Source organism: Desulforudis sp. DRI-14 (assembly GCF_052618305.1).
The window spans coordinates 1-22,285 of sequence record NZ_JBQXEZ010000004.1 but is presented as its reverse complement, the minus strand read 5'-3'; the positions used below and the strand labels follow the sequence as shown (position 1 = coordinate 22,285).

Genomic DNA, 22,285 nt, shown 5'->3' with positions numbered 1-22,285 from the left:
GTAAGCATCTCGCCCATCCTCAATAACCGGGCAATGCCTGATATTACTGATAAGTGCTTTTAGCTGTTTCTGCATCCGGTTGACAGATCCATCGCTTCGCTAATCTCATCCCCGGCCCCAGCCATACCCACCGGCCCGGCAGACATGTCCAGCGAATAATAAAGCCCCCTGACCGGAGCGATCAAGGGGCTGAGCGTACCGTGTGTTATCGAATCGATTGGCGACGATGTTTCTCTACTGTACCGGATATTACAGGTGGGTGCGATTTACCCGCCGCGGTGGACGGTGGCCATAAATTCTTCGGCTTTTCCGGTATTCCCGGTTAAGTAGCTGACCACGACCATCGCTACGACGGCCGCCGGCAGGCTGTAAAGCGCGGGGTTGATGAGAACCGGCAGGCCGAGTAAAGACGGCACTGCAAAGTAGTTGGCGAAGGTATACAGGAGCGATACGACCAGGCCCACGCTGAAACCGGCGATAACTCCTTCCTCGGTCAGCCGTTTCCACCAGACGGCCGCCACGAGCACAGGGGCGAAAGTGCTGGCGGCGATGCCGAAAGCCATTCCGACAAGTACAGCCACATTCTGGTTCTTAAGATAGAAGGCCAGAACTATAGCGATGAGCGCCAGCAATCCAGCACAGGCCTTGGCGAAAATAAGCCGCTCGCGATCGCTGCTTTGCGGCCGGATAACACCGGCATACAGGTCGTGGGCTAGGCTAGTCGTGGCCGAGATCAGCAGACCTGACGCCGTGCTCAGCATGGCCGCCAGCGCACCGGCGATGATGATGCCCAGGAGCACCTCTCCGCCCAACATTTTACCGAGCAGCGGTACGGCAAGGTTCGTGGCCGCGCCTTTCTTGCCGGCGGCTAGCAGTTCCATCAGGACCGGATAGAGCACGGCCATCGCTGCCAACCCAACCAGCATCACCGTGATGTAGAACACGGCCAGCCCGGCAATCGTGGCTTCCGCACTTTTTACGGCAGCCCGCGCATCCCGCACGGTGTAGAAGCGGATCAGGATGTGCGGCAAACCCACTACCCCAAAGAACAGCCCCAGCACCAGACTCATCTGGTTCCACACATCCTTTAAGCCTACGCCCGGCGTAATTGCGGACGATGCGTCGGGCATCAGGCTTCGCGCCATCGCGACGGCACCCATATGGTCGGTCATTTTCGTCTCCGGCGGGTAGGCCTGAAGCACCTGGGGAGCTACTTCCACAGCCACCGACGGGGGGATGGCCTCGCGGCCGACGGTGAAAATCTTTACCGGATTGGCTCCAAAATACATACTGGTCACCAGCACGAAGATGAGCAGCATCGCTCCGCCGAGCATCAGCCCCTGGATGGCCTGGTTATATGTCGTTCCCCGCATCCCGCCCAGAATGACGTAAGCAGCCATTAGCGAGCCGGTGACTAAAACGGTGGTAACGTAATCCCAGCCCAGCAATAACTGGAACAGGTGGCCAGCCCCAACCATCTGGGGGACCAGGTAGAGGGTACAGAGAACGACGGTACCGAGCATGGCCATAATGCGCACCGCGCTTCCTTCAAAACGCGCAGCAAGCACGTCTCCTACAGTAAACCGACCGGCATTCTTGAGAGGTCCGGCCAAAACCAGCACCACCACGACCCAGGCAGCAAAAAAACCGACCGCGAGCCACCAGCTGTCAATTCCTCCGAGGGCGATTGCTCCCGCCACGCCGAGAAAACTGGCCGCGCTGCAGTAGTCACCGAACATAGCCGCTGCATTGACCCGCCAGGGGATTTGCCCGCCGGCAACATAGAATTCAACCGTGGTGCGGGTCCACCGCCGACTGTACCAGCTCACGAAAAAGGTAAGTACCATACTCAAGACCACTACGGTAAAAGCAACTGGATTGTCCATACCCTGCTTACTCCCATCCTTTCGCAAGATATATCCTTGTGATAACGAGGCCTCCGACGAAAACCGCCAGGCCCAGCCAGATGCCGAGCGGCAGGCCGATGGTCTGTAGCTGGGCCAGCTCCTTAAACTGCGCCGAAGTCAGGAGAGCCACGATGAAATAGATCAGCGCGAACACGCCAAGCAAACCAAAGGAAAAGCGGAACCGTTGCCCCAGCGCACTGGGCTCCAGGGCGGCTGGTGGGGCTGCCGTTTTAGGAGTGGCTTCCGTAGCGGCGCCAGCCCCCACCCCACTCATTAAAGAATCCAGGCCGCTAAGATCGACGCTTCCCTTCTTAACTATCAGAACCGGAATAGCGGAAGACCGCGAGATGCTTTCCGAAACGCTGCCGAAATGCATCTTTCCCAGACCCTTGCGTCCGGAATCACCGATCACCACAAGATCAACTTGCAGATCGTTAGCGATCTTGAGAATGGTGGCGGAAATCACCCCTTGCGCCTTTATTTGGCGTACGGTAAGACCATACTTTTGCCCGTAGGCGGCTGCCAGTTCGAGCGGCTTAGCAAAGAAGTGCTGTTCCTTCATCCTGGCTGCCAGTTCGGTTTCTTTTTCTGCAGGCAGCAACGGTATCTCTTCCTCTACCTGTACGGCGATCACCTCGGCACCGTACCGGCTAGCCAGTTCGACAGCCTTCTTAACAGCCCCCAACGAGGCCTCGTAACCATCAACGGCTACCAAAACCTTCTCCAACCATCCTCACTCCTTTTATGTAAAAAGTATTTTCGCCAGACACCGGGATCTCTGTCTAGCTAGATAGAAGCACACCCGGCCCACTAGAAGGCTATGGTTAGGTTACACTAAAAGTAAAAAACCTGAAAAGAGTTATAGCCCCAAGTGCCGAATTTTTGGGGCCAGCGGGAAATGGGCAAGGAATTCAGTTATCTGAACGGTCATAATCCGGCGTGCCCGTGCCTTTAGGGGTAGAAAATTAACCGTTTATTCTGAAAATTTGTACAATTAAGTTTTTCTGTGCTATTCCTATACCTCGTGGTGGCAGGCAATTTCTAAACATTTATCTTTTTATCATATGATTTTGGCTCCCTCCGTCCACCAGGTCGATTGCCTGGAAAAAGGTTTTCTGCCGGATTAAAAAGGTCTGCCTGGAAGTGCTGGCTTAATAAAGGTTGCTGAACATATTTGGGTGCTGGTTCTCAAAACATAGAAATATGAGAAAGCATTTGCTTTATAGCCGTCATCGGCCTTACAGCGATAATCCTTCAGCCTCTCGTCGCGCACGTTCAAGACCTTCACTTCGCGCCGCCGCTGCCGCCCCGGTATAGGTCCGCCGAACCTTCCGCACGCCAAAACACCAACCTGTTTATCGTCTTACTAAACGGGTTGAATACCGCCTGTGACGGGTCACCTTGCGGGATATGGGATTCAGCGCTCTCCGCAAAAGCCTGGAGAACAGCGGCACAGGAGGCCCTTTCGGCCATCCTGGGCATCTCCGGGACAGGCAAGGCGCCGGGCCGTGGAATCAACCGCGGGTATAAACGTGCCTCTTGAGGAAAGATAGACTAAGGCGCAAACGCAATAAAGCCAAAGCTCGGACGGGAGGCGAAAGAAGATGGCACGCGATCCCAAGAAAAAACCCTTGACGGTCGATCAGAAGCGCTATACGGAGATGGTCCGCGACCTGGTCCCGAGGCCTCCTTACCTGCGTAACGCCGCCCTGGCCTACCTGTTCGGCGGTTTGGTCGCCGTCATCGGGCAGTTCTTCACCGACATATACAAAATCACGCTGAATATGTCGGATAAGGATGCCGGTAACCCGGCAGTCGCCACGATGATTTTTATCGGGGCGCTGCTTACCGGCCTGGGGGTTTTCGACAAGATCGCCCGTTACGCGGGCGCTGGCCTGGCCGTGCCGGTAACCGGCTTCGCCAACTCCGTCACGGCCTCGGCCCTGGAGTTCAAAAAAGAGGGGCTGGTCTTCGGCGTCGGCAGCAAGATGTTCATGCTGGCCGGGTCGGTGATTACGTTCGGCGTGGTAACCGCCTTTTTCGTAGGGCTAATCTACGCATTATTTGTCTTTTAGAGTGGGGGTGTAACGAATTGAGCACCAAGAAGATTGGCAAGCAGACTTATCAACCTGACAATCCTCCGGTGCTCATCAGCACGGGCACGGTGGTTGGACCCTTTGAGGGCCAGGGCCCCCTGAAGGACTATTTCGACCATATCTATACCGATTTGACAGCCGGAGAACGCAGCTTCGAGGCCGCCGAGAAGGAAATGCTGCTGAACGCCTGTTTCACCTGCCTGAACAAGGCCAACGTTACGCCGCAGGATGTGGATTTTTTCCTTGCCGGAGACTTGCTGAACCAGACCATTTCCTCCGGGTTTTCGGCCCTGGAACTGCGTATCCCCTACCTCGGGATCTACGGCGCCTGCTCCACGTCGGCAGAGGGCCTTTGCCTCGCCACAATGCTGGTGGACGGGGGCTTCGCCTCCTATGTCCTCGCAGCCACGAGCAGCCACAACGCCTCGGCCGAAAGGCAGTACCGCTATCCCACCGAATACGGTTTCCACCGCAAGCCGCAGGTGCAGTGGACGGTGACCGGAGCCGGCGCCGCCCTGGTGACGCCTGACGGAGAAGGCCCCAGGATCACCCGCTTTACCGTGGGCAAGGTCCACGACCTGGGCATCAAGGACCCCCTCAACCTGGGCGCGGCCATGGCCCCGGCCGCCGCCGACACTATTGTACGCCACTTCGCCGATACGGGCCACGGACCGGATTACTTCGATCTGATCGTTACCGGCGACCTGGGGAAGTTCGGTTACCAGCTCACCGTCAAGATGGCCGAGTCCAACGGGGGCTTCGACCTGACAAAGAACTACAAGGACTGCGGGCTGATCCTCTACGACACCGGGACGCAGGACGTCCACGCCGGGGGCAGCGGCTGCGCCTCGTCAGCCGTGGTGACCTACGGGTACCTTTATAAAAAGATGATGGAAGGCGAACTGAAGCGCATTCTCCTTGTGGCCACCGGGGCGCTGCACAGTCCGGTCTCGTGTTACCAGGGCAACGGGATACCGGGGATCGCACACGCCGTCTGCATCGAAATGATCTGACTGGAGGGAAGATAGATGGAATGGCAGACGTATATCTTCGCCTTTCTGGTCGGGGGGGCCATCACCATGCTGGGCCAACTGATCCTCGACTTCACCAATTTTACGCCGGGCCACGTCCTGTCGGGCTTCGTCGTCGCGGGAGGGATCCTGAGCGGACTGGGTCTTTACGAAAAGCTGATCGAGTTTGCAGGAGCCGGGGCCACCATGCCCATCTCCAGCTTCGGCAACGCCCTGGTGCAGGGAGCCATCTCCGAAGCGGAGCGCAGCGGAGTCATCGGCGTGTTGACGGGGATGTTCGAGCTGACCAGCACGGGCATTACCGCCGCCATCGTTTTTGGTTTTCTGATAGCCGTTATTTTCAACCCTAAAGGATAACAAACCCAAAAGCGAAGTGAGAAATGAGAGGTCAGAGGCGGGTATTCGAAGGAATTCACTTTATGAAATCTGAACCGCCAAGGGCGCCAAGCAGGCAGAGAACTAACAGCCAACAGCGGTACCGATTACTGATGCCTGACGGCTGAGTGGAAGGAGGTGAAAGCAAGTGACCGTCCAGAGCGACTTACAGAAGTGCATCGCCCAATGCCAGTCCCTTCTCGGAACTTATCAAATGTGCGCGTCAGCCACCCAGGACCAAGCGGCAAAAAAGATGTACCAGGAACTCAGCCAGGACATGCAGAGGCACATCGATCACCTGAACAACCGTTTAAGCTACCTGGAAAAGAACAACCCGATGTACCAGCAGCAGCAACAGGCCCAGCAGTAACGGGCCGAAAACCGCGCCACCCAAATTGGGTGGCGTTTTTGGTCTTTAGCCTAACAATTCCGAAAACCCTTTTTCCACCTATTTACTTTAGAGGTTCTAAAAGTTAAACTCAAGGTATCGCATCATTTCGGGTGTCTGCAATCGATGGCGAAACTGCACCTGTCTTTTGGGAAAGTGCTCCGGCTTTTCTTGATGGCCATCCTGGTCCTCGGTGTTAGCTGGGGAGCAGGGTGCTCCAGGGAACCTCGCCCGGACGTTGTGCCTTCCCCGCCCGTTAAGGAAGAGCGGGCCGCCCAGGCACCGCCGGAACTCGGCACTGCCCCTGTTCCACAAGGCCACCCCGACGGGAAGGCCGTCGTCCTGTGCTACCACCAACTGGTAACCAGAAAGCCGCTCTTTAATTCCGAGCTCAATATCGACGACTTTCGGATCCAGATGAAGTACCTGGCCGATAACGGGTATACCACCCTGTCACTGGCCGAACTCAAGAATTGCCTGGCACATAGGTCGTTTCCTCCCAAGTCCGTGGTCATCACCTTTGACGACGGCTACAAGACCTTCTACACTCTTGCCTACCCGATCCTTAAAGAGTACGGCTTAAAGGCCGCGGTCTTCTTCACCACCGCAAGGGCTCCGGTCACAAGCGCCACGAAGGCGGACGCCGTCCCCCGCTACCTGGTGCAGAGCGGTTCCCTGGAAGAGTTTAAGGCCATCCTGGTATCGGCTTCTTGTACAAACCAATGATGAAACTACAGGTATGGCCGCCTATCCAACCCGTTCCCGTGATCACAATCTGCCCTGGGTTTTCCTGTTGCATCCTCTAACCACAGCCCTTCTTGTAAGGGTGGGAATGTTTAATGCATCAGAAGGAATAAGAAAGCACCTTGCAATAAGACTCTTGTTATGTTAAGAATTTGTTAAGTGAACAAATGCACAAGATACCTCGGGAGGGATGACTTATGATAAACAGGGTCCTTGCGGGCGTCGATGGATCACCGAATTCCCTCCGGGCGGTCCGTACAGCCGCCGATGTCCTGGACCGCGAATTACAGGGAACGCTTACCCTGGTCTATGTCGCCAAGGCTCCCACCGCCCTGGAATGGTTCCAGGGAGCGGGAGGACTCGTACAAGGGGGTATTGAAGAGGTCGAGAAACGGGAGCGGGAAGCCGTGGAGGCCGTCACCAGAGAAGGGCAGAAGATGCTGGAGGAAGCACGCTCCACTTGCCTGGACATTCTTAAGGACCGGCCTGTGCGCATCGAAACGCTGGTGCTCTTCGGCGATCCAGCTCAGTTAATTACTGAATATGCCGGAGAAAAGAAATATGATATGATCGCGCTCGGCAGCCGGGGCACCAGCCCCCTGCGGGGCGTCCTGCTCGGAAGCGTCAGCTACAAGGTCCTGAACAGCGCACACTGCCCCGTCCTCATCGTGAAATAAAGAAGGGAAAAGAAAGGCGATAACGCCCTATGACTGCAACATCCTGGATTACTATACTATTTGGCTTCCTAGGCGGTATCGGCATCCTGCTGTACGGTATCCAGGTCATGGGCGACGGCTTGCAGAAGATCTTGGGACGCCAGCTCCGGCAGATGCTGGAGTCCGTGACCAGGCACCGGCTGCTCGGCGTCGGCGCCGGCATAGCCGTTACCGTCCTCTTCCAGAGCAGTACGGCCACGACCGTGATCCTGGTCGGTTTGACGAGCGCGGCGGTGATCACCCTGCGCCAGTGCATGCCCGTTATTCTGGGCGCCGACATCGGCACGACCATCACCGCCCAGTTGATCGCCTTGAAGTTCACTGAACTGGCGCTGCTTATCGTGGGTATCGGTGCACCCATCGTCTTCTTTGCCAAGAGGGACCGGCACCGCCGGGTCGGCCAGGCCATCACCGGATTCGGCCTCCTATTCCTCGGCCTGAAAATCGTCGGGGATACCATGCACCCGCTCCGCGACATCCCGGCCTTCGTCAATACCCTGGCCGCCGTGAGCGACAACCCCCTCCTGGCGGTGCTGGCAGCCGCCGTCATCACCTTCATCATCCACAGCAGCGCGGCCGTGCTGGGCATCGTCATGGTCCTGGCCAGCCAGGGAGCGGTCGACCTTTACGCAGCGATCTATCTCCTGCTGGGGGCCAACGTGGGCACTTCCTTCACGGCCCTGCTGGCCAGCATCGGGTCCCGCCGGGAGGCTCAGCGGGTAGCCATGGCCCACTTCCTGTCGAAGATGGGCGGCACGATGTTGCTCTTCCCCTTCGTACCGTGGTATGGCTCTTTCCTTAGTAGCCTGACGTCGTCGCTGGCCTTCCAGGTGGCCAACGCCCATATGTTCTTCAACATCGGGCTGGCGGTGGTTTTCCTGCCCTTCAGCGATTTCGGCGCCCGCATCCTGGAATGGATGCTGCCCGATAAAAAGATTCCGGAACTCGAACCCAAGTACCTGCGCGAAGAGGTTATCACCGCTCCGTCGGTGGCCATCGGCCTGGCCCACAGAGAGACGGTGCGTCTTTCCGCCCAGGCCATGCGCGTTCTGCGGGACGCCGAACGCGTATTCCAGGGCGGCAGCGTCGACATCCTCGAACAAATCGCCCACAAGGAAAGGGTTATGGACGTCCTCTGCAAGACCGGCGTGGCCTACCTCACCCGCGTCCTGCGCCAGCCCCTGAGCCGGGAAGAACTCGAGTACGCCATGGGCCTGATCCACATCCTGGACGGCCTGGAGAAAATCACCGACATCGTCGAACGCAACATCAAGAACATCATCGAGACCAAGCTGGCCCAGGGCGTGGAGTTCTCGGCCAAAGGCCGGGAGGAATTGAACACCGTCATCAAAGAGGTCACCAACCTAATGCGCCTGACCCACAAGGCGCTGGCCCACGGAGACTTCTGCAGGGCCGAGCAGGTGGTAACCGAGCAGCCCAAGATCACGGCCCTGGTCCGGGAACTGCGGCAGACCCACGTCCACCGCCTGACCGAAGGCATCAAGGAAACGGAAGCGACCAGCAACCTGCACCTCGAGCTGCTGAACAGTTACCAGCAAGTTAGTGACTTACTGCGCGACGTCGCCTTCACCATTATGGAGCAGCTCTCCAAGAGCAAGTGCTGCCTTACGCCTTACACCGGTACGAAGGAATCCGAGACGGAGCAGGACAACGGGGACATCGAAACGGCGACGCAAACGGACCACGCGGCGTCAGCCTGAAAAAAGCCCTCACATGTTGTGAGGGCTTTGCATTGGGCATTGGGACAGCTGGATTCGGCAAAGCCGAATCCCTTTCCTTTTAATCCCAGTGCTCAGCGCTCAGTGCTCAATGCTCAGTTTGCTCAGGAAGTAATCCGTAAATCCCGCCGAGGTCCTCACCGCCAGCGGGACCATCATATCCCGCACGAGGGCGAAATCGTCCTTCTTGAACACCCACGAACGCGGACGCCAGAGGTTTAAATTGATACCGTCACAATACCCGAAATACCCGTAAGCCTCCCGGGCGTTGGCGTACACCCATTGCGCGGGAAACATTTCATTGCTGTAGAACCCGTCTTTTACCGGCACGTTCGATGTTTCGTTGATGTGCTCGTGCACCCAGTGCTCGTATTCGCTGTGTTTAAAAAGAACAGTGCATCGGGCGTGATGAGGCACTGTAAGATCCTGCACGAGGTGAAGGGCTATGCCGAAAACCCGCATTGACAGAGATTGGTCGCCTTTTTGCCAGAGCTTGCGCGCGATATTGAAACAGGCGTCGCAGAAAAGAGCCGCGTTCGTCACCGCGCCCAGACCGATGGATATCCATCCCCCCAATCCCATATTAGTATAAGGATCGAGAAAGTGCATCACGGGCGCGACCGGGATGTCACCGAAAGGAGTCTCCACGTCCATAAGCCCGACGTCGGCCTCCTCCAGGCCCCTGTTGATCTCGTCGGCAAACTTGTTGACCAGGCGCAGCCCGGGCCGACGGTCGTTGCGGAGAACGATCCGCGCTCTTTCGAAACACCACTGATGGTCTTCTATCCGCATCGGGTCACCTGCTTCGCCGGCGACAGGCCGTCGAACAGCACTTCAAGACTGCCGTTCTCCGGGCATACGATGCCGGCACAAGCGTTTTCCACCATCCTATGCCGTCGTCGTTTTAAAGGTGAACGGCCCGCAGGCACGGAAGCCGCCCGTTCCGGTATCGCAAAATGTCTGTTTTTGTCGCAAAAATCTGCGCCCGGCTCGCCATCAAGCGACAGGTATTTGCCGCCGCTAAGTGCTACACTGGGTTACGGTACAGCGTGAAAGCGAGGCGATGTTGTGCAAAAGCGTACCTGCCCGATGTGCGGCCGCGACTGGTATTCGGCCGATACCGCGGGCACCTGGAAATGCGAGTGCGGAGCCGAGATCAAGCCCGAAAGGAAAACTCGAAAAGACAAGGATGCGGCAGAGTGCGTTGAACAATCTTTTGCCTTGGAAGTCAAGAAAAATTAAGTGAAGTCGAATCGACATACTGAGCAACGTATCACGAACAAACGGGGAATTGTGCGTTGAAACATTCTTTCACCGAAAACCGGGATGCGACATTTTTTTCAATATGCCGTGTGTTATACTGGTTTCATCCTACACCGAAAGGGTAAACCGCCCGCAAGGGCGGCGCACAAAGCCAGGCGCGGGAGTAAACATTCTGCAGGCCGGTTGCCGAAGGTAGGTTGCAAAACTTGTCTTCGGCTTTTTGTTTGTTAGAGTCAACAAATGCGTGCGACGGAAAACCTGATAATAAGCTACTGACCAAGCAGTCCTGAAGCGGCAGTGACACCGCTTCCAACAGGCCCGCGAAAGATTGCGACCACAACACTGCAGGGGGGATCCAGGTGACAGAGAAGATTCGTATTTTGGTCATCGAAGACCAAGAGCCGCATCGGCGGGGAATGGCCGCTCTGCTGGGCGCCTTCAAGCGCTTCGAGTTCCTAGACGCCCTGGATAGACAAGCAGGCGTAACCGAGGCTTCCAAACAGCAACCGGATGTTGTCCTTCTTGGTCTTCCTGAAAACCTCGAAGACATGAAGGAACTAATCAGGTGCATCAAAGACGCCTGTCCTTTCAGCCTGGTGATAGCTGTCGGAGAGGAAATAACCTTTGAGCAGCTTCGCTACATTCTGGAAGCAGGTATTGACAGCTACCTGTCAAGGCAGACGATTCCGGGGAACTTGGTCAGTGCCGTCGGGTTCGCCTGTTCTTCAGGAATGCTCTTTTTCCCGCGCGGTTGTCTCAAAAACACCGATGCTTCGTCAACACGCCAGACAGCAGACCGTGAAGAGACTTCCAGTAAGGCTGGAAGCGTCCTGACCGAACGAGAAATAGAAATCTTCCGGCTGATGACCTTGAACTATTCCAACAAGCGTATCGCGAGCACGCTTTTTATCAGTGAACCCACCGTTAAGAGCCATGTTCGAAGCATTCTGCACAAACTCGGAGCAAAGAACAGAATGGAAGCTGTACTAATCGGGATTACCACAGGCCAAACAGAGAGAGATACGCAGGAGATGCAGAAATCGTTTCACGCTCATACCCCCCTAAAGGTGCTCAGTTAAGTTCAAAGAGGGTTACACCTGAGGTCATCCTCCCGACTTAACCGGAAGAATGACCCGCCCGCATATAATCACCCGTTAGAAGAATGCACAATCATCCCCTTTCCCTGCTAACCTTGAACTATGCAGCCTTCGAAGCATACTTCGGAAACTAATTTGGGGGTGAGAAAAGTGCGTCTGAACATCCTGCCCAGCCTGGCCATAGTGTCCTTGCTCATTGTCGCTATGGCCGCCGGGTCTTTCAGCTTTTTTTCGGCCGAGGTGCGAAGCGATAATAATACCTTCACGGCCGGAACCCTCTATCTGGGGCGTGATGAGACTTCGCCGGGAATCCTTGACACCCTTACGCCGATTGAAGAGATCAGTAAGCTATTGCCGGGAGACAGCCTGACATGCCGCGTAGAAGTGACGAACCTCGGGTCCGCAGACGCGTACGTCAACGGAATCTCTGCAGGGATATCGGAGACCCCGGGCAAGTTCCTTGCCAATGCTCTGAGGGTGCGAACAGCCCTCAAAGGAACGGTCCTTTTTGAAGGCTCCCTTCTGGCCCTTGATGGAGAACAACCTGTACCTACAACAAGCGAGGTCTTGCTTGCGCCGGGAGAGACAGCGGAACTCGAAGTTAACATCGAACTCGTTGGCACCACCGGAAATTGGTATAAAGGGAAGGAACTAGGCAATGTTTCCTTAGCCTTGTGGGCGACCCAATTATCATGCTCGGAGCGACAGCCTGACACTAAGGTCCGTATTGCCGCGGGCAACTTGCAGGAGTTCCTCGATGCTGCGCAACCCGGTGATATCATTCTGATCCCGCCCGGAAGTCATCCAAGAACACAGTTAACAGTCCCGGGAATAACCGTTAAGGCTTTAGATGTCGTTTATGAGACCGCCGTAGAAGGTTTTGACATTCTGGCACCAGGCGTTACAGTCCAGGGATTCTACGTGTTAAGCTACGATCCCGGCATGGCAGGCATAGCTGCCCATGCGGGAGCCGCACCCAATTGCCGCATTCTTGACAATATCGTCGTTTGGGACGACAACTTCGCTATCCTTCTTCTTCCCGGACCCGGTACCGGCGGTCAGCCCGCCCTCGTAACACGGAACGACGTTCGGCGCTCTCCGGCCAGCGAACCACCCGCTTTACCCGTCATCAACACACCGATCCAGGCCCTCGCTCCTGCTGAAATGCATGACAACCTTGGCGATGACCTGGACCCGGCTGTCGAAGCTTTGTAGGCCAGTTAACGTAATCAGGAGGTGAAAGTCTTGTTCAACCAACCGCCATCAAGAGCCAGACGCTCCAACAAGCGACGTTCCAAAAGCCTGCTCTTGCTTACCGGAGCGACAGTGGCTGCGCTCGCGCTGACGCCCGGCCTGCCCGGCACCCTGTCCTACTTCTTTACTCACGCCCGCGCCCTGACGTCGATACCGGAAACGGCTTCCGCACAAGACGTCTTGGGCATAGGCGGAGCTTTTAATGTGGAAACATGGCTGGCTACGGGAGCCAGTGGAATTGTTATCACCAACAAGGCCCACTCGCGGATCTGGGTTTATTTCAGTATTGAGGGAACCTTGCGTGACGTCTTGCAGCACATCAACCCGGTCGCCCTGGAACCCGGACAGTCATACGAGTTGCAGCTGCCCATCGTTGACCCCACAGAACTGGGACTGCTGGGATGGGCCAACGAGGATCGCGCGTTTTCGGGTACGATTACGGCACGCATCCTCAACGACTACGCATCGTACCCCGTGGCGGAGATGACTGTCTACGCCGACAGCCTCTTTGATTACGTGATAGGAGCCTGCGAGGATCCGGAACTTGAAGGCATAAAAAAGGTTCAAGATGTGGCCCAAGTAATTATCCAGCGGAATAAACTTGATGAAGAAAACTCGTTCCTTCAGAGCACCATCCAGTCACTTCAGGAGCGAATTGAAAACCTTTTGAACCAGTTACCGGGATGCGGCGGCAGCGGCGACGGTCAAGGCGGCAGCGGCAACGATCAAGGCGGCAACGGTAACGATCAAGGCGGCGGCGGTAACGATCAAGGCGGCAACGGTAACGACCAAGGCGGCAACGGTAACGACCAAGGCGGCGGCGGTAACGACCAAGGCGGCGGCGGTAACGACCGGGGCGCCGGCAGCGGCGGCGGTCAGGGCGGCAGCGGTGAAGGCCAAGGCGGCAGCGGCGGCGAAGAACCCGATGATAATGGTGAAAACCAGGAGTCCTATCAGCTCTAGCCTCAAGCCAGGCCGATTAAACAACGGGGTAAAGGGAAGCACCAACTGACAGCGGATATCTCAAAGCGGGGGATGCAGTTGCACTTCCCCCGCTTTGCTTTCCCCCTCCTTGCGGATTACTCCGCCCCCTCCCCATCCTTTAGGATTACTCCCTCCGCGCAGAACCCGCCCAAGATTAGATACCGCGGATGATGGTTACTCATTCCTCGCTTCTGCTACGCTGGGGGTGTATAAGAGCATTCGTCCCCAAATCGAGTTTCAATGAGGTTTGCGGAAGGAGACCGGAATCCCGATGCGTCTCGTATTTAAAATCCTGGGCAATGTCCTGACCATCATTTGTTTATTGCTTGTTGCCAGCGGCGTCTTTTATCTGATCAAAGCCCGGTTGGACGGAGGGGTCCCTCAGGTGGCAGGGCACGCCCTCTACGTTGTTCTCAGCGGCAGCATGTCCCCCGCTTTTGATCCCGGCAGCCTTGTGGCTGTGGTTCCTGCAGAGCCGGCGGCGGTCAGTAAAGGGGACGTCATCACCTTTAAGGATCCCAACGACCCGGCCAAGATTGTGACGCACCGTGTGGCCGAGGTGATCCGGGACGGAACGAAGGTAAGCTTTATTACCAAGGGTGACGCCAATAACGCCGATGACCGTACGCCTGTCCCCGCTGCCAATGTCTTGGGCCGGGTCCAGTTTGCGGTGCCTTATGCCGGTTTCGTCGTTGATTTCGTGAAAAAGCCTGCGGGCTTAGTTTTGTTTATCATCCTCCCCTCCCTAGCCGTTATCGTATCCGAGCTGATCCACCTCTACCGCCTGCTGCGCCAAGAGGAAGAAAAGGCTGAGGTCGAGGAGCCAGTAAAAGCCGGCGCAGAAGCCGGATTTTAAGCAATCGAGGAACCTGGGAGGAAAAGAAGGAGGTGTTGGGCTTCCTGTAATTGAGAGGTTTGGATGGGATGCGTTCTGCACTTAGAAACACACGGATATCAACAACTTTGAACACCAATTTGTTTAAGGAGGAATCGGCTTTGCGTACGAAAGTGATTATGAGCTTACTGGTTCTGGCCCTGGCCGGGGCTTTGGTCGGCGGGGCGACCTTCGCCTACTTTACCAGCGAGGCGACCAACAGCGGCAACGTGTTTTCCACCGGGACCCTGGCTATCGGCATTACCGACCCGGTTGAGGAGGTAATGTTCAACGTGCCGAATATGAAGCCGGGCGATCAGGTCTCGGATACGATCACTATTCAAAATACCGGATCGTTGAACTTTAAGTTCAGGGGCGAGGTTACCGGAAACAACTACCTTGCTGGCGGGACATTTGTTGTACCCGGCAGTGCAGGCTGCCTCTCCGACGTCCTGAACGTCGTAGTCACCCTGATTGATACCAACGGCACCCCGCGCAGCGACGTGATCTTCACCGGTACCCTCTCGCAGTTGATGGCCAGCGGCCTCCCGGCCTGGGCGCCGCCTGGTGTTACCGAGGCCTTCCAGCCCGACTGGACCGCTACCTACCAGGTGGACATTACCTTTAACGAAAACGCGGATAACGACTACCAGGGTTCCAGCTTCGAGAACGGCGTGATCACCTTTACCGCCACCCAGTGGGATAACCCGGGCTGGACTGAGTAAATTTTCGAGCAGATTGTAGAACAAGGATTTAGGAGGTAAACATGATGCGTTGGAAAATCGTCTCCAGCCTGATGGTCCTGGCCCTGGCCGCCGCCCTGATCAGCGGCGCGACCTTCGCCTGGTTCACCAGCCAGGCTACAAATGCAAACAACCTGTTTCAGGCCGGCACCCTGACCATCAACGTAAGCAACCCCAATGGGGGCGGAGCAGCCTTCAACGTCGGCAACATGGCCCCCGGAGACGTTGTCTCGGGTACCTTGAACTTGGTAAATACTGGAAGTCTGCCCTGCAAGGTCCGGGCAAGAGTCGTAGGCGAGGCTTCCGGTCTGGCGAACGTCCTCGAGGTTAACTTCAACAACCAGGGCTGGCAGCCCCTGACCAGTGTCCTTAACACGTGGTTCCTAGTAGAAAATGGCAATGCCATTGCTTCCGGTGCTACGGTCAGCTTGCCGGCACAGGTCCGGATGATGGCCTCCGCCGGTAACGAGCACCAGAACCAGACCTGGAGCGGGGACATCGAGTTCGAAGCCATCCAGGACAACACCAGCCTCTAACCCAAACCATTCTGTAGTAAAGGGGGAGTACCCGGGTGCGTAAACTGCTCTTCATGACCGCCCTGGTATGCCTGGCCGCCTTCCTGATGGGAGGAGCGACCCTGGCCTGGTTTACGAGCCAGGACACGAACGAGGGAAACGAGTTTATAGCCGGCACAGTCAAGATCACGGCCGAGCGCAATCTCGGCGACCCGATCCCCGGACCGATGTTCTACACCACGCGGGAGCAAGGGAACTTCAGCGACCCGAGCTGGCCTGACCATGCCACCGGCCAGTGGTACCCGGGAAAGACAGAAACCCGCCAGCTTGTCGTCTACAACCAAGGCAGCCTGCATGTCAAGCTGAACGGGCTCTCAGCTGAGGTTACCGGTATCGACGACCCGGCCCTGGCTCAGGCCTGGGCGGAGAAAATGAACGTCAAGGTCTTCGTCAGCAGCAGCCCGGGCAGCGTTCTCTTTGACGGGACCCTCGACCAGTTGCTGGAAGGCCAGTACCCGACCGCGGCCCAGCCTTTTCTCGGCGCCCAGAATGGCTCGAACCTGCACCTGTCTTTCGAGGTGGAGATGGACACCAGCGCCGGGAATGCCCTTCAGGGGCTTGAACCTGTTGTCGCCTTTTCGGTCTATGCCATCCAGGCCTAAAGCTAGAATCCAGAGCATCCCGTACGGCGGTTATCAAGAACCGTCCCTGCATTGGCGACAGCCGTAGCCCCGACCGGGTTAAGCAAGCCGTACGGGATGTACTGTTGATCCTAGAACGAGAGGAATGAGAAGATGCGTAAAAGCGTTTTACTGGTCATGGTCTACGCCGTGCTGGTGCTGGGCCTGGCCGCCGGGGGGACGCTGGCCTGGTTCACCGCCACGGCCAGCAACGACGACAACGTCTTCACATCCGGCACCCTAATCATTGGAGCTTCCAACGCCGGAGCCAACACCGGGACTATGAATTTTATGGGCGAGCCCGGCAAGAGCACATCCTATACGGTCACCGTCAAGAACCTGGGCAGCCTGCCCTTCTGGTACAAGGTTTCTGCAGCCCTGGAAGGCGGAGACAGCGACCTTTACGACGCCCTGGTAGTGTCGATCGACGGCGGGCCGGAGATGCCCCTGCCTTCGCTGACCGACCACGTCCTCAACCTGAACCTGGCTTCCGGCGCACAGGAAGACAAGACCTTCACGATTAAGCTCCCGACCTCCGCCGGCAACAACCTGCAAGGTAAGAGCGCCACGATCAGCCTCACCTTCCACGCCGAGCAGGTAGCGACCACCCCATCCAACGCCGGGCTGATCAACGCCGGCTTTGAAGACGGAAACCTGAGCGGCTGGACGAAAGTCAGTGAAGCTGACAGCGTGGCGGTTGTCGGGGCCGACGGCTTCGCGTCACCGATGTGGGGCAGCTACATGGCCAGGCTGGGAGATGATAACGGCGGATCGCCGGGTGAGCAACCAGAAGGAGACAATGCGATCTCCCAGACCTTCACCGCGCTGGGGTCGAACCTGGTCTTCGCTTACAACATTTTTACCTATGACTATGATCCTTACGATAACTTTACGTATACGGTTACGGCGATGGCCGGCTCCACCGTCATTGACAGCTTCTCTACTACGGCGTTCGGAGATGGTGAAGGCCTGGTATCCACCGGCTGGCAGACGAAGAGCCTTGACCTCACCGGCTACGTAGGACAGGATATCACGTTCTACGTTACTGCCGGTGGGACTTTGGATAACGCCCTTCCCACATGGGCTTACCTGGACCTGCCTGAATAGCAAGCTGAAGGACTGCGGGGGCCGGCGCCTGGTACAGCGGGGCCCCCGTCCATATTCCATGGCAGTCCGTATTGTTTGCCCGTCCGCACCTAACCTTCCAAGCTCAAGGTCCACGCGAAACACGGAGGTGTCCCGACGATGGCAAGGCTGGCAACAAGCCGACCGACAAAACAGGATAAAGCGCTGTGCAGGTTGGGGACGGTCCCATGCCTGGCCCTTCTTATCCTGCTTCTCCTCCCGAACGCGGCGGCCCGGGGCGCGACCGACCTCACCGCGACCCTTAATGACCAAGGAATCCGCTTCGACCCCGAGGGCACCCCGCTGTTCGTGGCCACCAACCTGGCCCCGGGGAAATCGGTCGAGCGGCTTCTGGCGATCCGCAACGCCGGCAGCGGCCCTTATCGCTGCTCTCTTCAGGTAGTCGCCCTCGACGGAATCACCCTTCTTCAGGCCTTAACCATTGACGTCCGAAACGCCTCGGGGACGGCGATCTTGTACCAGGGATCCCTGACGGGCGGCGAAATACCGCTGGGGAATATCGCCCCCACGGGGGAAAGAGTCTTGAGCCTGACCGTCAGCCTGCCGCAAAACGCCGGAAACACTCTTAAGGGCCAGAAAGCTCACGCAGATTTCGTGTTTATCAGCCGCGGCACCGGCGGCGGCGGGCCCGGCGAACACGGCGGCGACAAAGGCCGTGATGAGGGTGATGAACCCTTGACCCCGCCGGAGCAGCAACTGCCCCAGGAACCGTTAATCGTTCCGCCTGAAACGCCGGCGGCCAGCAGGCCGCCGCAAACCGAGCAGGTAACGGCCACTTTCGGCGGCGGGGGCATGCCTAACACCGGCGACCACTACCTGCCCTACCTCATGGCCGGAGCCACCCTGGTCCTGGGCACGCTGCTCTGGTCCCGCCGCTTAAATCCGCAGTAGAAAGCAAAAAGACTTAACCCTTGTGTCTGAACAAAGGCTTCTTGAAAGAGGCCTTTTGTTTGTGGGGTTAGACCCTCACATTTTCACTACCGAAACGGTGACAACAGCTGGAGTAATGAGATTTGCGGGAGCTGGCGGAGAGGCTCAGAGCTTTGGGAGAGCCTACGCGTCTCAAGATACTGCAGCTTCTACACGAACGCGAGTTGTGCGTCTGCGAGATCGCCGAGGCGCTCCAGATGAGCCAGCCGCGCGTCTCGCAGCATTTAAAAGTCCTGCGCCTGGCCGGCCTCGTCGATGAGCGGAAGGTCAAGTGTGGAGCTACCACTCCCTTGTCCCGGAAGCCGTCGAGGAACTGTTCGGTGAGTTCAGGGAACTTATGCAGCGTGAGATAGCCCTGAATCCCGAACTGGCGGATGAAGCCGCCAAATTGCGGCTGGGCATGCCGTAGGCGGCAGTTGGCGATTGTTGGGAACGGTGATACCATTATCTCAAGGGTACATGTCCGGATCAAAGGAGAGGAGCGGTGCGGAAGTGACGGAATACATCATTCACCCCCTGGTCGTCGGCGCCAACGAGACCGACCAGGGCATCATGACCTACCTGAAGGGCTACGGCAAGCGCATCTGGATCCCCATTTACGTCTTCTACCTCGAGGGCGGCGACAAAAAGATCCTGGTGGATACCGGCCTGGAGCAGTTCATGGTCCCCCCGGAGGTCGGGGAGAAATACGGGCTGGACATCCTCGACTTCGAATCGGCGCTGGCCAAAGTCGGGCTTAAGCCCGAGGACATCGACATCATCATCCACACCCACCTGCACAACGATCACTGCGAAAACGATTACAAGTGCACCAACGCCAAAGTCTACGTCCAGCAAAAGGAGTACGAGTTCTTCCTGGACCCCCACCCGATCGACCACCGTTACTACCCGGACGTACTGGACGGCGTGGACGTCGTGACGGTGGACGGGGACGCGGAGATCGTCGACGGCGTCAGCGTCATGCTGACCCCGGGCCATACCCCCGGCGGCCAGTCGGTTGTGGTCAACACGCCGGCGGGAAAGGCGATCCTCACGGGATTCTGCTGCAACCGCGAGAACTTCCCGGCTAAGGGGCCGGTTGTTGCGCCGGGAGTCCACATCAACGTCATCGAGGCCTATGAAAGCGCACGGCGCGTTAAGGAGGCCGCCCCCGACATCCTGATCCCGCTGCACGATTTGGAGGTCGGCCGCAAGGTCTGGGGCCGGTAGGGTGTAGGGCGTAAGGGGTGGGGTGTAGGGTATAAGGTTTGTCTCTTGAATATTCAGCATATTCGCCATTCGGCTGGCGCCCAGTATGATTTGCACGATCCCTGAAAACAAGCGATAATAGTTTGAGAGTATTTGCAAAAGGAAAACCGTCCGGCAAATCGAAGGATATCCCCTAGGGCCAGTATTGGAGGTGACGCCGGTGGCCCATCTTCAAGAAGCCGACCTGCCCGGGCTGGGCAAGAAATTCAGCCTGCGCACGTACAGCAAGGAAAGGCTGAGCATCGTCGTCCATCACGACGGCAAGCGCGAAGTCTATATCATGGATAAGGACGATGAGCCGATCGCCAGCGTGGTGCTGCAGGACGACGAAGCCCGGCAGGTGGGGGCGATTCTCTCCGGGGCCATCTTCCGCCCCAAGGCCGTCGAGGACCTGGAGGTAGCCATCGAAGGGCTGCGCATCGAATGGTTCAAGATCGAGGAAGGCTCTCCCGTCATCGGCAAAACCATCGCCGAACTGGCCATCCGTCAGCGTACGGGGGTTTCGGTGATCGCCGTTATCCGTGGTGAAAACAGTATTGCCAATCCCGGTCCGGACTGCCGGTTCGAGCTCGGCGACACCGCTGTTGTGCTGGGCAAAAGATTCGGGGAATTCCGTAAACTCCTACAGGGCTCTTAAAACTTAACCCAGGCTAAGAGAATTCGGAGAGAAATTCCGGAGGAATTTCATCGAGTCGGACTTCCGACCTCAGGCCTCCGACTTCTTTATTGGGAGCTGGTAGCTATTGCACGAACACAGCCTTATTCTTGAACTCGGACTCGTCTTTTTCTTCGGATTCCTAGGTGCCTACCTAGCCCACAAGATCGGCCAATCCGTTATTGTGGGCTACATCGTTTTGGGAACCCTTATCGGGCCCAACGTTCTCGGCCTGGTTAAGGAAGTCGATCTGATCCATACCCTGGCCGAACTCGGCGTGGTCTTTTTGATGTTCTTCCTGGGCCTTGAGTTTTCCATCTCCCGCTTTTCGCAGATTAAGAACTCCGCGCTGATCGTGGGCTCTACGAAAATCCTGGCCCAAATGGGTGCGGGGCTGCTTATCGGGCTTATGCTGGGCTGGAGCGATATCGACCGCCTGTTCCTGGCGGCCATCGTCGCCATCAGCTCGAGCGGCGTCACCGCCAAGCTCCTTTTCGACCTTAAAAGGACGGCCACACGCGACGCCGAGGTCCTAATGGGCGTCATGGTCTTCGAGGACTTCGTGGCCATTATCACCCTGGGCATCCTGACCGGCATCGCCGTAACGGGGATGGTGCAGGTCGGCGCGGCGGGCATGGTCGCCACCAAGGCGATCCTGTTCTACGCCGCCTTCATCATTGTTGTCGCGAAGGGTTTCCCGTATATTGCGGGATGGCTGGAACAACTGGATTCCGATGAACTGTTCGTCGCCGTCATCGCCGGAGCGGTGCTCCTGGCCGCAGCCGGGGCCGTCGAACTGGGCCTGCCTTCGGCCGCCGGCGCCTTTGTACTGGGCATGATCATCAACAGCAAGGATTTGGAAGAGCGCATCCACCGCAAGATAGCACCCTTTAAAGACGGTTTCCTGGTCGTTTTCTTCCTGGCCTTCGGCATGCTGATCAACCCGACGCTCATTCCCAAGGTGGCCTGGCTGCTGGGCATAGTCCTGGCGGTGTCCATCTTCATCGAACTTACGGTGAGCACCTCGGTGGCTTTCCTCGGAGGCCTTCCCCCGCTGGCCGCCGTAGCCGTCGGGACGGGCCTGGTTTCACGGGGCGAGTATGCCATGATCTACGCCACCGTGGGCAACCAGACCGGGGCTATTTCCCCGGAGCTTTACCAGTTAACGGGCGTGTACGTTTTCGCCATGACGCTGGCGGCGCCCCTGCTGATGCGGAACACCAAGAAGATCAAGAAACTGTACTCTTTCTTCATCCCCAACCCTTTAAAGTGCGGACTGCTCGTTTTTTCGCGTTCCATGGCCCCCTTGATGTTTCCGGACTATTACAACATCAAGGTCTACCCCAAGCGGTGGCTTTTCGCGGCGGTCTTTGTCGGCTACCTGCTCGTCGTGATCCGGGCCTTCGGCATCACCGACCTGAACGTGCTTGTTCCGCTGACCGCAGCGGGCTTCATCCTGGTGTGGGCGGTGAGATTCATGCTTCAAAAAGGATTCCTGTTCGTCAATCAGGAAACAACCGAGCACCTGGAAGGCCTATCCTGCAGTCCTTCCACCGCCTGCTGTTTTACCCTGAAAACACTGACCGTGCTCTTCAGCACGGCCCTTCTGATCTCCGTCTTCTGGGGTTTTAACATTCTCTTTAGCGTCGTCACCCTGCTGCTCTTCGTGGGCTTTTTGCTCGCGGAAAGCCTGCGCCTGAACCGCAAGCAAGGCCCGCCGGTCGATGTCAGCTCTTAGATGTTAGGTATCGGGCTGTCGGAAATCAGCTGTCAGTACACAAGTTCAACCCAAGGTTTCCAACTGCCAACAGCTAACGGCCAACAGCGGCCGCTTAGCGACCTTTGGCTCAGCGCTCTATCCGTTAAACTATCTCTAAAGCCTTGGTTTACAAGGAGATCC

25 protein-coding genes, 1 pseudogene and 1 riboswitch are annotated in these 22,285 nt (G+C 57.2%); of the genes and pseudogenes, 22 read left to right on the top strand and 4 right to left on the bottom strand.

Features of this window, described 5'->3' with window-relative positions; genetic code table 11:
* Positions 1-266: 266 nt before the first annotated feature.
* The 3 genes from ACUM6F_RS04030 to ACUM6F_RS04020 form a co-directional block, all read right to left on the bottom strand.
* The gene (locus ACUM6F_RS04030) at positions 267-1,886 is read right to left on the bottom strand and encodes a sodium/solute symporter (protein ID WP_425621027.1); all 1,620 of its coding nucleotides are present in this window, start codon (positions 1,884-1,886) and stop codon (positions 267-269) included.
* 7 nt (positions 1,887-1,893) lie between these two features.
* Complete coding sequence (locus tag ACUM6F_RS04025) at positions 1,894-2,634, bottom strand: universal stress protein (protein WP_445348451.1); 741 nt, start codon at positions 2,632-2,634, stop codon at positions 1,894-1,896.
* Positions 2,635-3,191: 557 nt separating this feature from the next.
* Positions 3,192-3,389 (bottom strand): hypothetical protein, encoded by a 198-nt coding sequence (locus tag ACUM6F_RS04020; protein WP_445348450.1) that lies wholly within the window; start codon positions 3,387-3,389, stop codon positions 3,192-3,194.
* 122 nt (positions 3,390-3,511) lie between these two features.
* Between ACUM6F_RS04020 and spoVAC the strand changes: the two genes are divergently transcribed.
* The 7 genes from spoVAC to ACUM6F_RS03985 all read left to right on the top strand — a co-directional run bounded on the left by spoVAC (position 3,512) and on the right by ACUM6F_RS03985 (position 8,978).
* Entirely contained in the window at positions 3,512-3,982 is a 471-nt protein-coding gene (gene spoVAC, locus ACUM6F_RS04015; RefSeq protein WP_445348449.1) for a stage V sporulation protein AC, read from the top strand.
* Between the two features lie 17 nt (positions 3,983-3,999).
* Complete coding sequence (gene spoVAD, locus ACUM6F_RS04010; protein ID WP_445348448.1) at positions 4,000-5,016, top strand: stage V sporulation protein AD; 1,017 nt, start codon at positions 4,000-4,002, stop codon at positions 5,014-5,016.
* Positions 5,017-5,031: 15 nt separating this feature from the next.
* Positions 5,032-5,391, top strand: a complete 360-nt coding sequence (spoVAE, locus tag ACUM6F_RS04005) for a stage V sporulation protein AE (RefSeq protein WP_425621024.1) — start codon at positions 5,032-5,034, stop codon at positions 5,389-5,391.
* A gap of 166 nt (positions 5,392-5,557) precedes the next feature.
* Positions 5,558-5,779, top strand: a complete 222-nt coding sequence (locus ACUM6F_RS04000) for a DUF1657 domain-containing protein (protein ID WP_425621023.1) — start codon at positions 5,558-5,560, stop codon at positions 5,777-5,779.
* A gap of 144 nt (positions 5,780-5,923) precedes the next feature.
* Positions 5,924-6,523, top strand: coding sequence for a polysaccharide deacetylase family protein (locus ACUM6F_RS03995; RefSeq protein ID WP_445348447.1), 600 nt, complete (start codon positions 5,924-5,926; stop codon positions 6,521-6,523).
* Positions 6,524-6,738: 215 nt separating this feature from the next.
* Entirely contained in the window at positions 6,739-7,218 is a 480-nt protein-coding gene (locus ACUM6F_RS03990; protein WP_445348446.1) for a universal stress protein, read from the top strand.
* 29 nt (positions 7,219-7,247) lie between these two features.
* The gene (locus tag ACUM6F_RS03985; protein WP_445348445.1) at positions 7,248-8,978 is read left to right on the top strand and encodes a Na/Pi cotransporter family protein; all 1,731 of its coding nucleotides are present in this window, start codon (positions 7,248-7,250) and stop codon (positions 8,976-8,978) included.
* Positions 8,979-9,077: 99 nt separating this feature from the next.
* Here the strand turns inward: ACUM6F_RS03985 and ACUM6F_RS03980 are convergent, their stop codons facing one another.
* A complete protein-coding gene (locus ACUM6F_RS03980; RefSeq protein WP_425621019.1) occupies positions 9,078-9,788 on the bottom strand; it encodes a phospholipase C/P1 nuclease family protein in 711 nt (236 codons plus the stop codon).
* A 276-nt stretch (positions 9,789-10,064) separates the two neighbouring features.
* Between ACUM6F_RS03980 and ACUM6F_RS03975 the strand changes: the two genes are divergently transcribed.
* The 15 genes and pseudogenes from ACUM6F_RS03975 to ACUM6F_RS03905 all read left to right on the top strand — a co-directional run bounded on the left by ACUM6F_RS03975 (position 10,065) and on the right by ACUM6F_RS03905 (position 22,123).
* Positions 10,065-10,238, top strand: a complete 174-nt coding sequence (locus tag ACUM6F_RS03975) for a hypothetical protein (RefSeq protein ID WP_426377453.1) — start codon at positions 10,065-10,067, stop codon at positions 10,236-10,238.
* 131 nt (positions 10,239-10,369) lie between these two features.
* Positions 10,370-10,450, top strand: a riboswitch (cyclic di-GMP riboswitch).
* 168 nt (positions 10,451-10,618) lie between these two features.
* Positions 10,619-11,338: a LuxR C-terminal-related transcriptional regulator gene (locus ACUM6F_RS03970; protein WP_425621018.1), complete on the top strand. Its 720-nt coding sequence runs from the start codon at positions 10,619-10,621 to the stop codon at positions 11,336-11,338.
* 168 nt (positions 11,339-11,506) lie between these two features.
* Positions 11,507-12,571: a TasA family protein gene (locus tag ACUM6F_RS03965; protein ID WP_425621017.1), complete on the top strand. Its 1,065-nt coding sequence runs from the start codon at positions 11,507-11,509 to the stop codon at positions 12,569-12,571.
* Positions 12,572-12,601: 30 nt separating this feature from the next.
* Complete coding sequence (locus ACUM6F_RS03960; RefSeq protein WP_445348444.1) at positions 12,602-13,573, top strand: hypothetical protein; 972 nt, start codon at positions 12,602-12,604, stop codon at positions 13,571-13,573.
* Positions 13,574-13,865: 292 nt separating this feature from the next.
* Entirely contained in the window at positions 13,866-14,450 is a 585-nt protein-coding gene (locus tag ACUM6F_RS03955) for a signal peptidase I (RefSeq protein ID WP_445348443.1), read from the top strand.
* Between the two features lie 140 nt (positions 14,451-14,590).
* On the top strand, positions 14,591-15,193 hold the full coding sequence (locus tag ACUM6F_RS03950) for a TasA family protein (protein WP_445348442.1): 603 nt from the start codon (positions 14,591-14,593) through the stop codon (positions 15,191-15,193).
* A 44-nt stretch (positions 15,194-15,237) separates the two neighbouring features.
* Positions 15,238-15,747 (top strand): TasA family protein, encoded by a 510-nt coding sequence (locus tag ACUM6F_RS03945; protein WP_445348441.1) that lies wholly within the window; start codon positions 15,238-15,240, stop codon positions 15,745-15,747.
* Positions 15,748-15,782: 35 nt separating this feature from the next.
* Positions 15,783-16,388: a SipW-dependent-type signal peptide-containing protein gene (locus tag ACUM6F_RS03940; RefSeq protein ID WP_445348440.1), complete on the top strand. Its 606-nt coding sequence runs from the start codon at positions 15,783-15,785 to the stop codon at positions 16,386-16,388.
* Positions 16,389-16,520: 132 nt separating this feature from the next.
* Entirely contained in the window at positions 16,521-17,513 is a 993-nt protein-coding gene (locus ACUM6F_RS03935; protein WP_445348439.1) for a SipW-dependent-type signal peptide-containing protein, read from the top strand.
* A gap of 138 nt (positions 17,514-17,651) precedes the next feature.
* Positions 17,652-18,443, top strand: coding sequence for a hypothetical protein (locus ACUM6F_RS03930; protein ID WP_445348438.1), 792 nt, complete (start codon positions 17,652-17,654; stop codon positions 18,441-18,443).
* Positions 18,444-18,565: 122 nt separating this feature from the next.
* A pseudogene (locus tag ACUM6F_RS03925) lies at positions 18,566-18,736 on the top strand (ArsR/SmtB family transcription factor); the annotation flags it as partial.
* A 17-nt stretch (positions 18,737-18,753) separates the two neighbouring features.
* Complete coding sequence (locus tag ACUM6F_RS03920) at positions 18,754-18,891, top strand: hypothetical protein (RefSeq protein ID WP_445348542.1); 138 nt, start codon at positions 18,754-18,756, stop codon at positions 18,889-18,891.
* Positions 18,892-18,974: 83 nt separating this feature from the next.
* The gene (locus ACUM6F_RS03915; RefSeq protein ID WP_425621009.1) at positions 18,975-19,691 is read left to right on the top strand and encodes an N-acyl homoserine lactonase family protein; all 717 of its coding nucleotides are present in this window, start codon (positions 18,975-18,977) and stop codon (positions 19,689-19,691) included.
* 199 nt (positions 19,692-19,890) lie between these two features.
* Positions 19,891-20,367 (top strand): cation:proton antiporter regulatory subunit, encoded by a 477-nt coding sequence (locus ACUM6F_RS03910; RefSeq protein WP_425621008.1) that lies wholly within the window; start codon positions 19,891-19,893, stop codon positions 20,365-20,367.
* A 106-nt stretch (positions 20,368-20,473) separates the two neighbouring features.
* Positions 20,474-22,123, top strand: coding sequence for a cation:proton antiporter (locus ACUM6F_RS03905; RefSeq protein WP_425621007.1), 1,650 nt, complete (start codon positions 20,474-20,476; stop codon positions 22,121-22,123).
* Positions 22,124-22,285 lie beyond the last annotated feature (162 nt).

Excerpts from the sequence above, each read along its gene's own strand:
- ACUM6F_RS04030 (WP_425621027.1), bottom strand. The coding sequence starts at position 1,886 with ATGGACAATCCAGTTGCTTTTACCGTAGTGGTCTTGAGTATGGTACTT.
- ACUM6F_RS04020 (WP_445348450.1), bottom strand. The coding sequence starts at position 3,389 with ATGCCCAGGATGGCCGAAAGGGCCTCCTGTGCCGCTGTTCTCCAGGCT.
- spoVAC (WP_445348449.1), top strand. The coding sequence starts at position 3,512 with ATGGCACGCGATCCCAAGAAAAAACCCTTGACGGTCGATCAGAAGCGC.
- spoVAE (WP_425621024.1), top strand. The coding sequence starts at position 5,032 with ATGGAATGGCAGACGTATATCTTCGCCTTTCTGGTCGGGGGGGCCATC.
- ACUM6F_RS03995 (WP_445348447.1), top strand. The coding sequence starts at position 5,924 with ATGGCGAAACTGCACCTGTCTTTTGGGAAAGTGCTCCGGCTTTTCTTG.
- ACUM6F_RS03990 (WP_445348446.1), top strand. The coding sequence starts at position 6,739 with ATGATAAACAGGGTCCTTGCGGGCGTCGATGGATCACCGAATTCCCTC.
- ACUM6F_RS03985 (WP_445348445.1), top strand. The coding sequence starts at position 7,248 with ATGACTGCAACATCCTGGATTACTATACTATTTGGCTTCCTAGGCGGT.
- ACUM6F_RS03980 (WP_425621019.1), bottom strand. The coding sequence starts at position 9,788 with ATGCGGATAGAAGACCATCAGTGGTGTTTCGAAAGAGCGCGGATCGTT.
- ACUM6F_RS03955 (WP_445348443.1), top strand. The coding sequence starts at position 13,866 with ATGCGTCTCGTATTTAAAATCCTGGGCAATGTCCTGACCATCATTTGT.
- ACUM6F_RS03945 (WP_445348441.1), top strand. The coding sequence starts at position 15,238 with ATGCGTTGGAAAATCGTCTCCAGCCTGATGGTCCTGGCCCTGGCCGCC.
- ACUM6F_RS03935 (WP_445348439.1), top strand. The coding sequence starts at position 16,521 with ATGCGTAAAAGCGTTTTACTGGTCATGGTCTACGCCGTGCTGGTGCTG.
- ACUM6F_RS03930 (WP_445348438.1), top strand. The coding sequence starts at position 17,652 with ATGGCAAGGCTGGCAACAAGCCGACCGACAAAACAGGATAAAGCGCTG.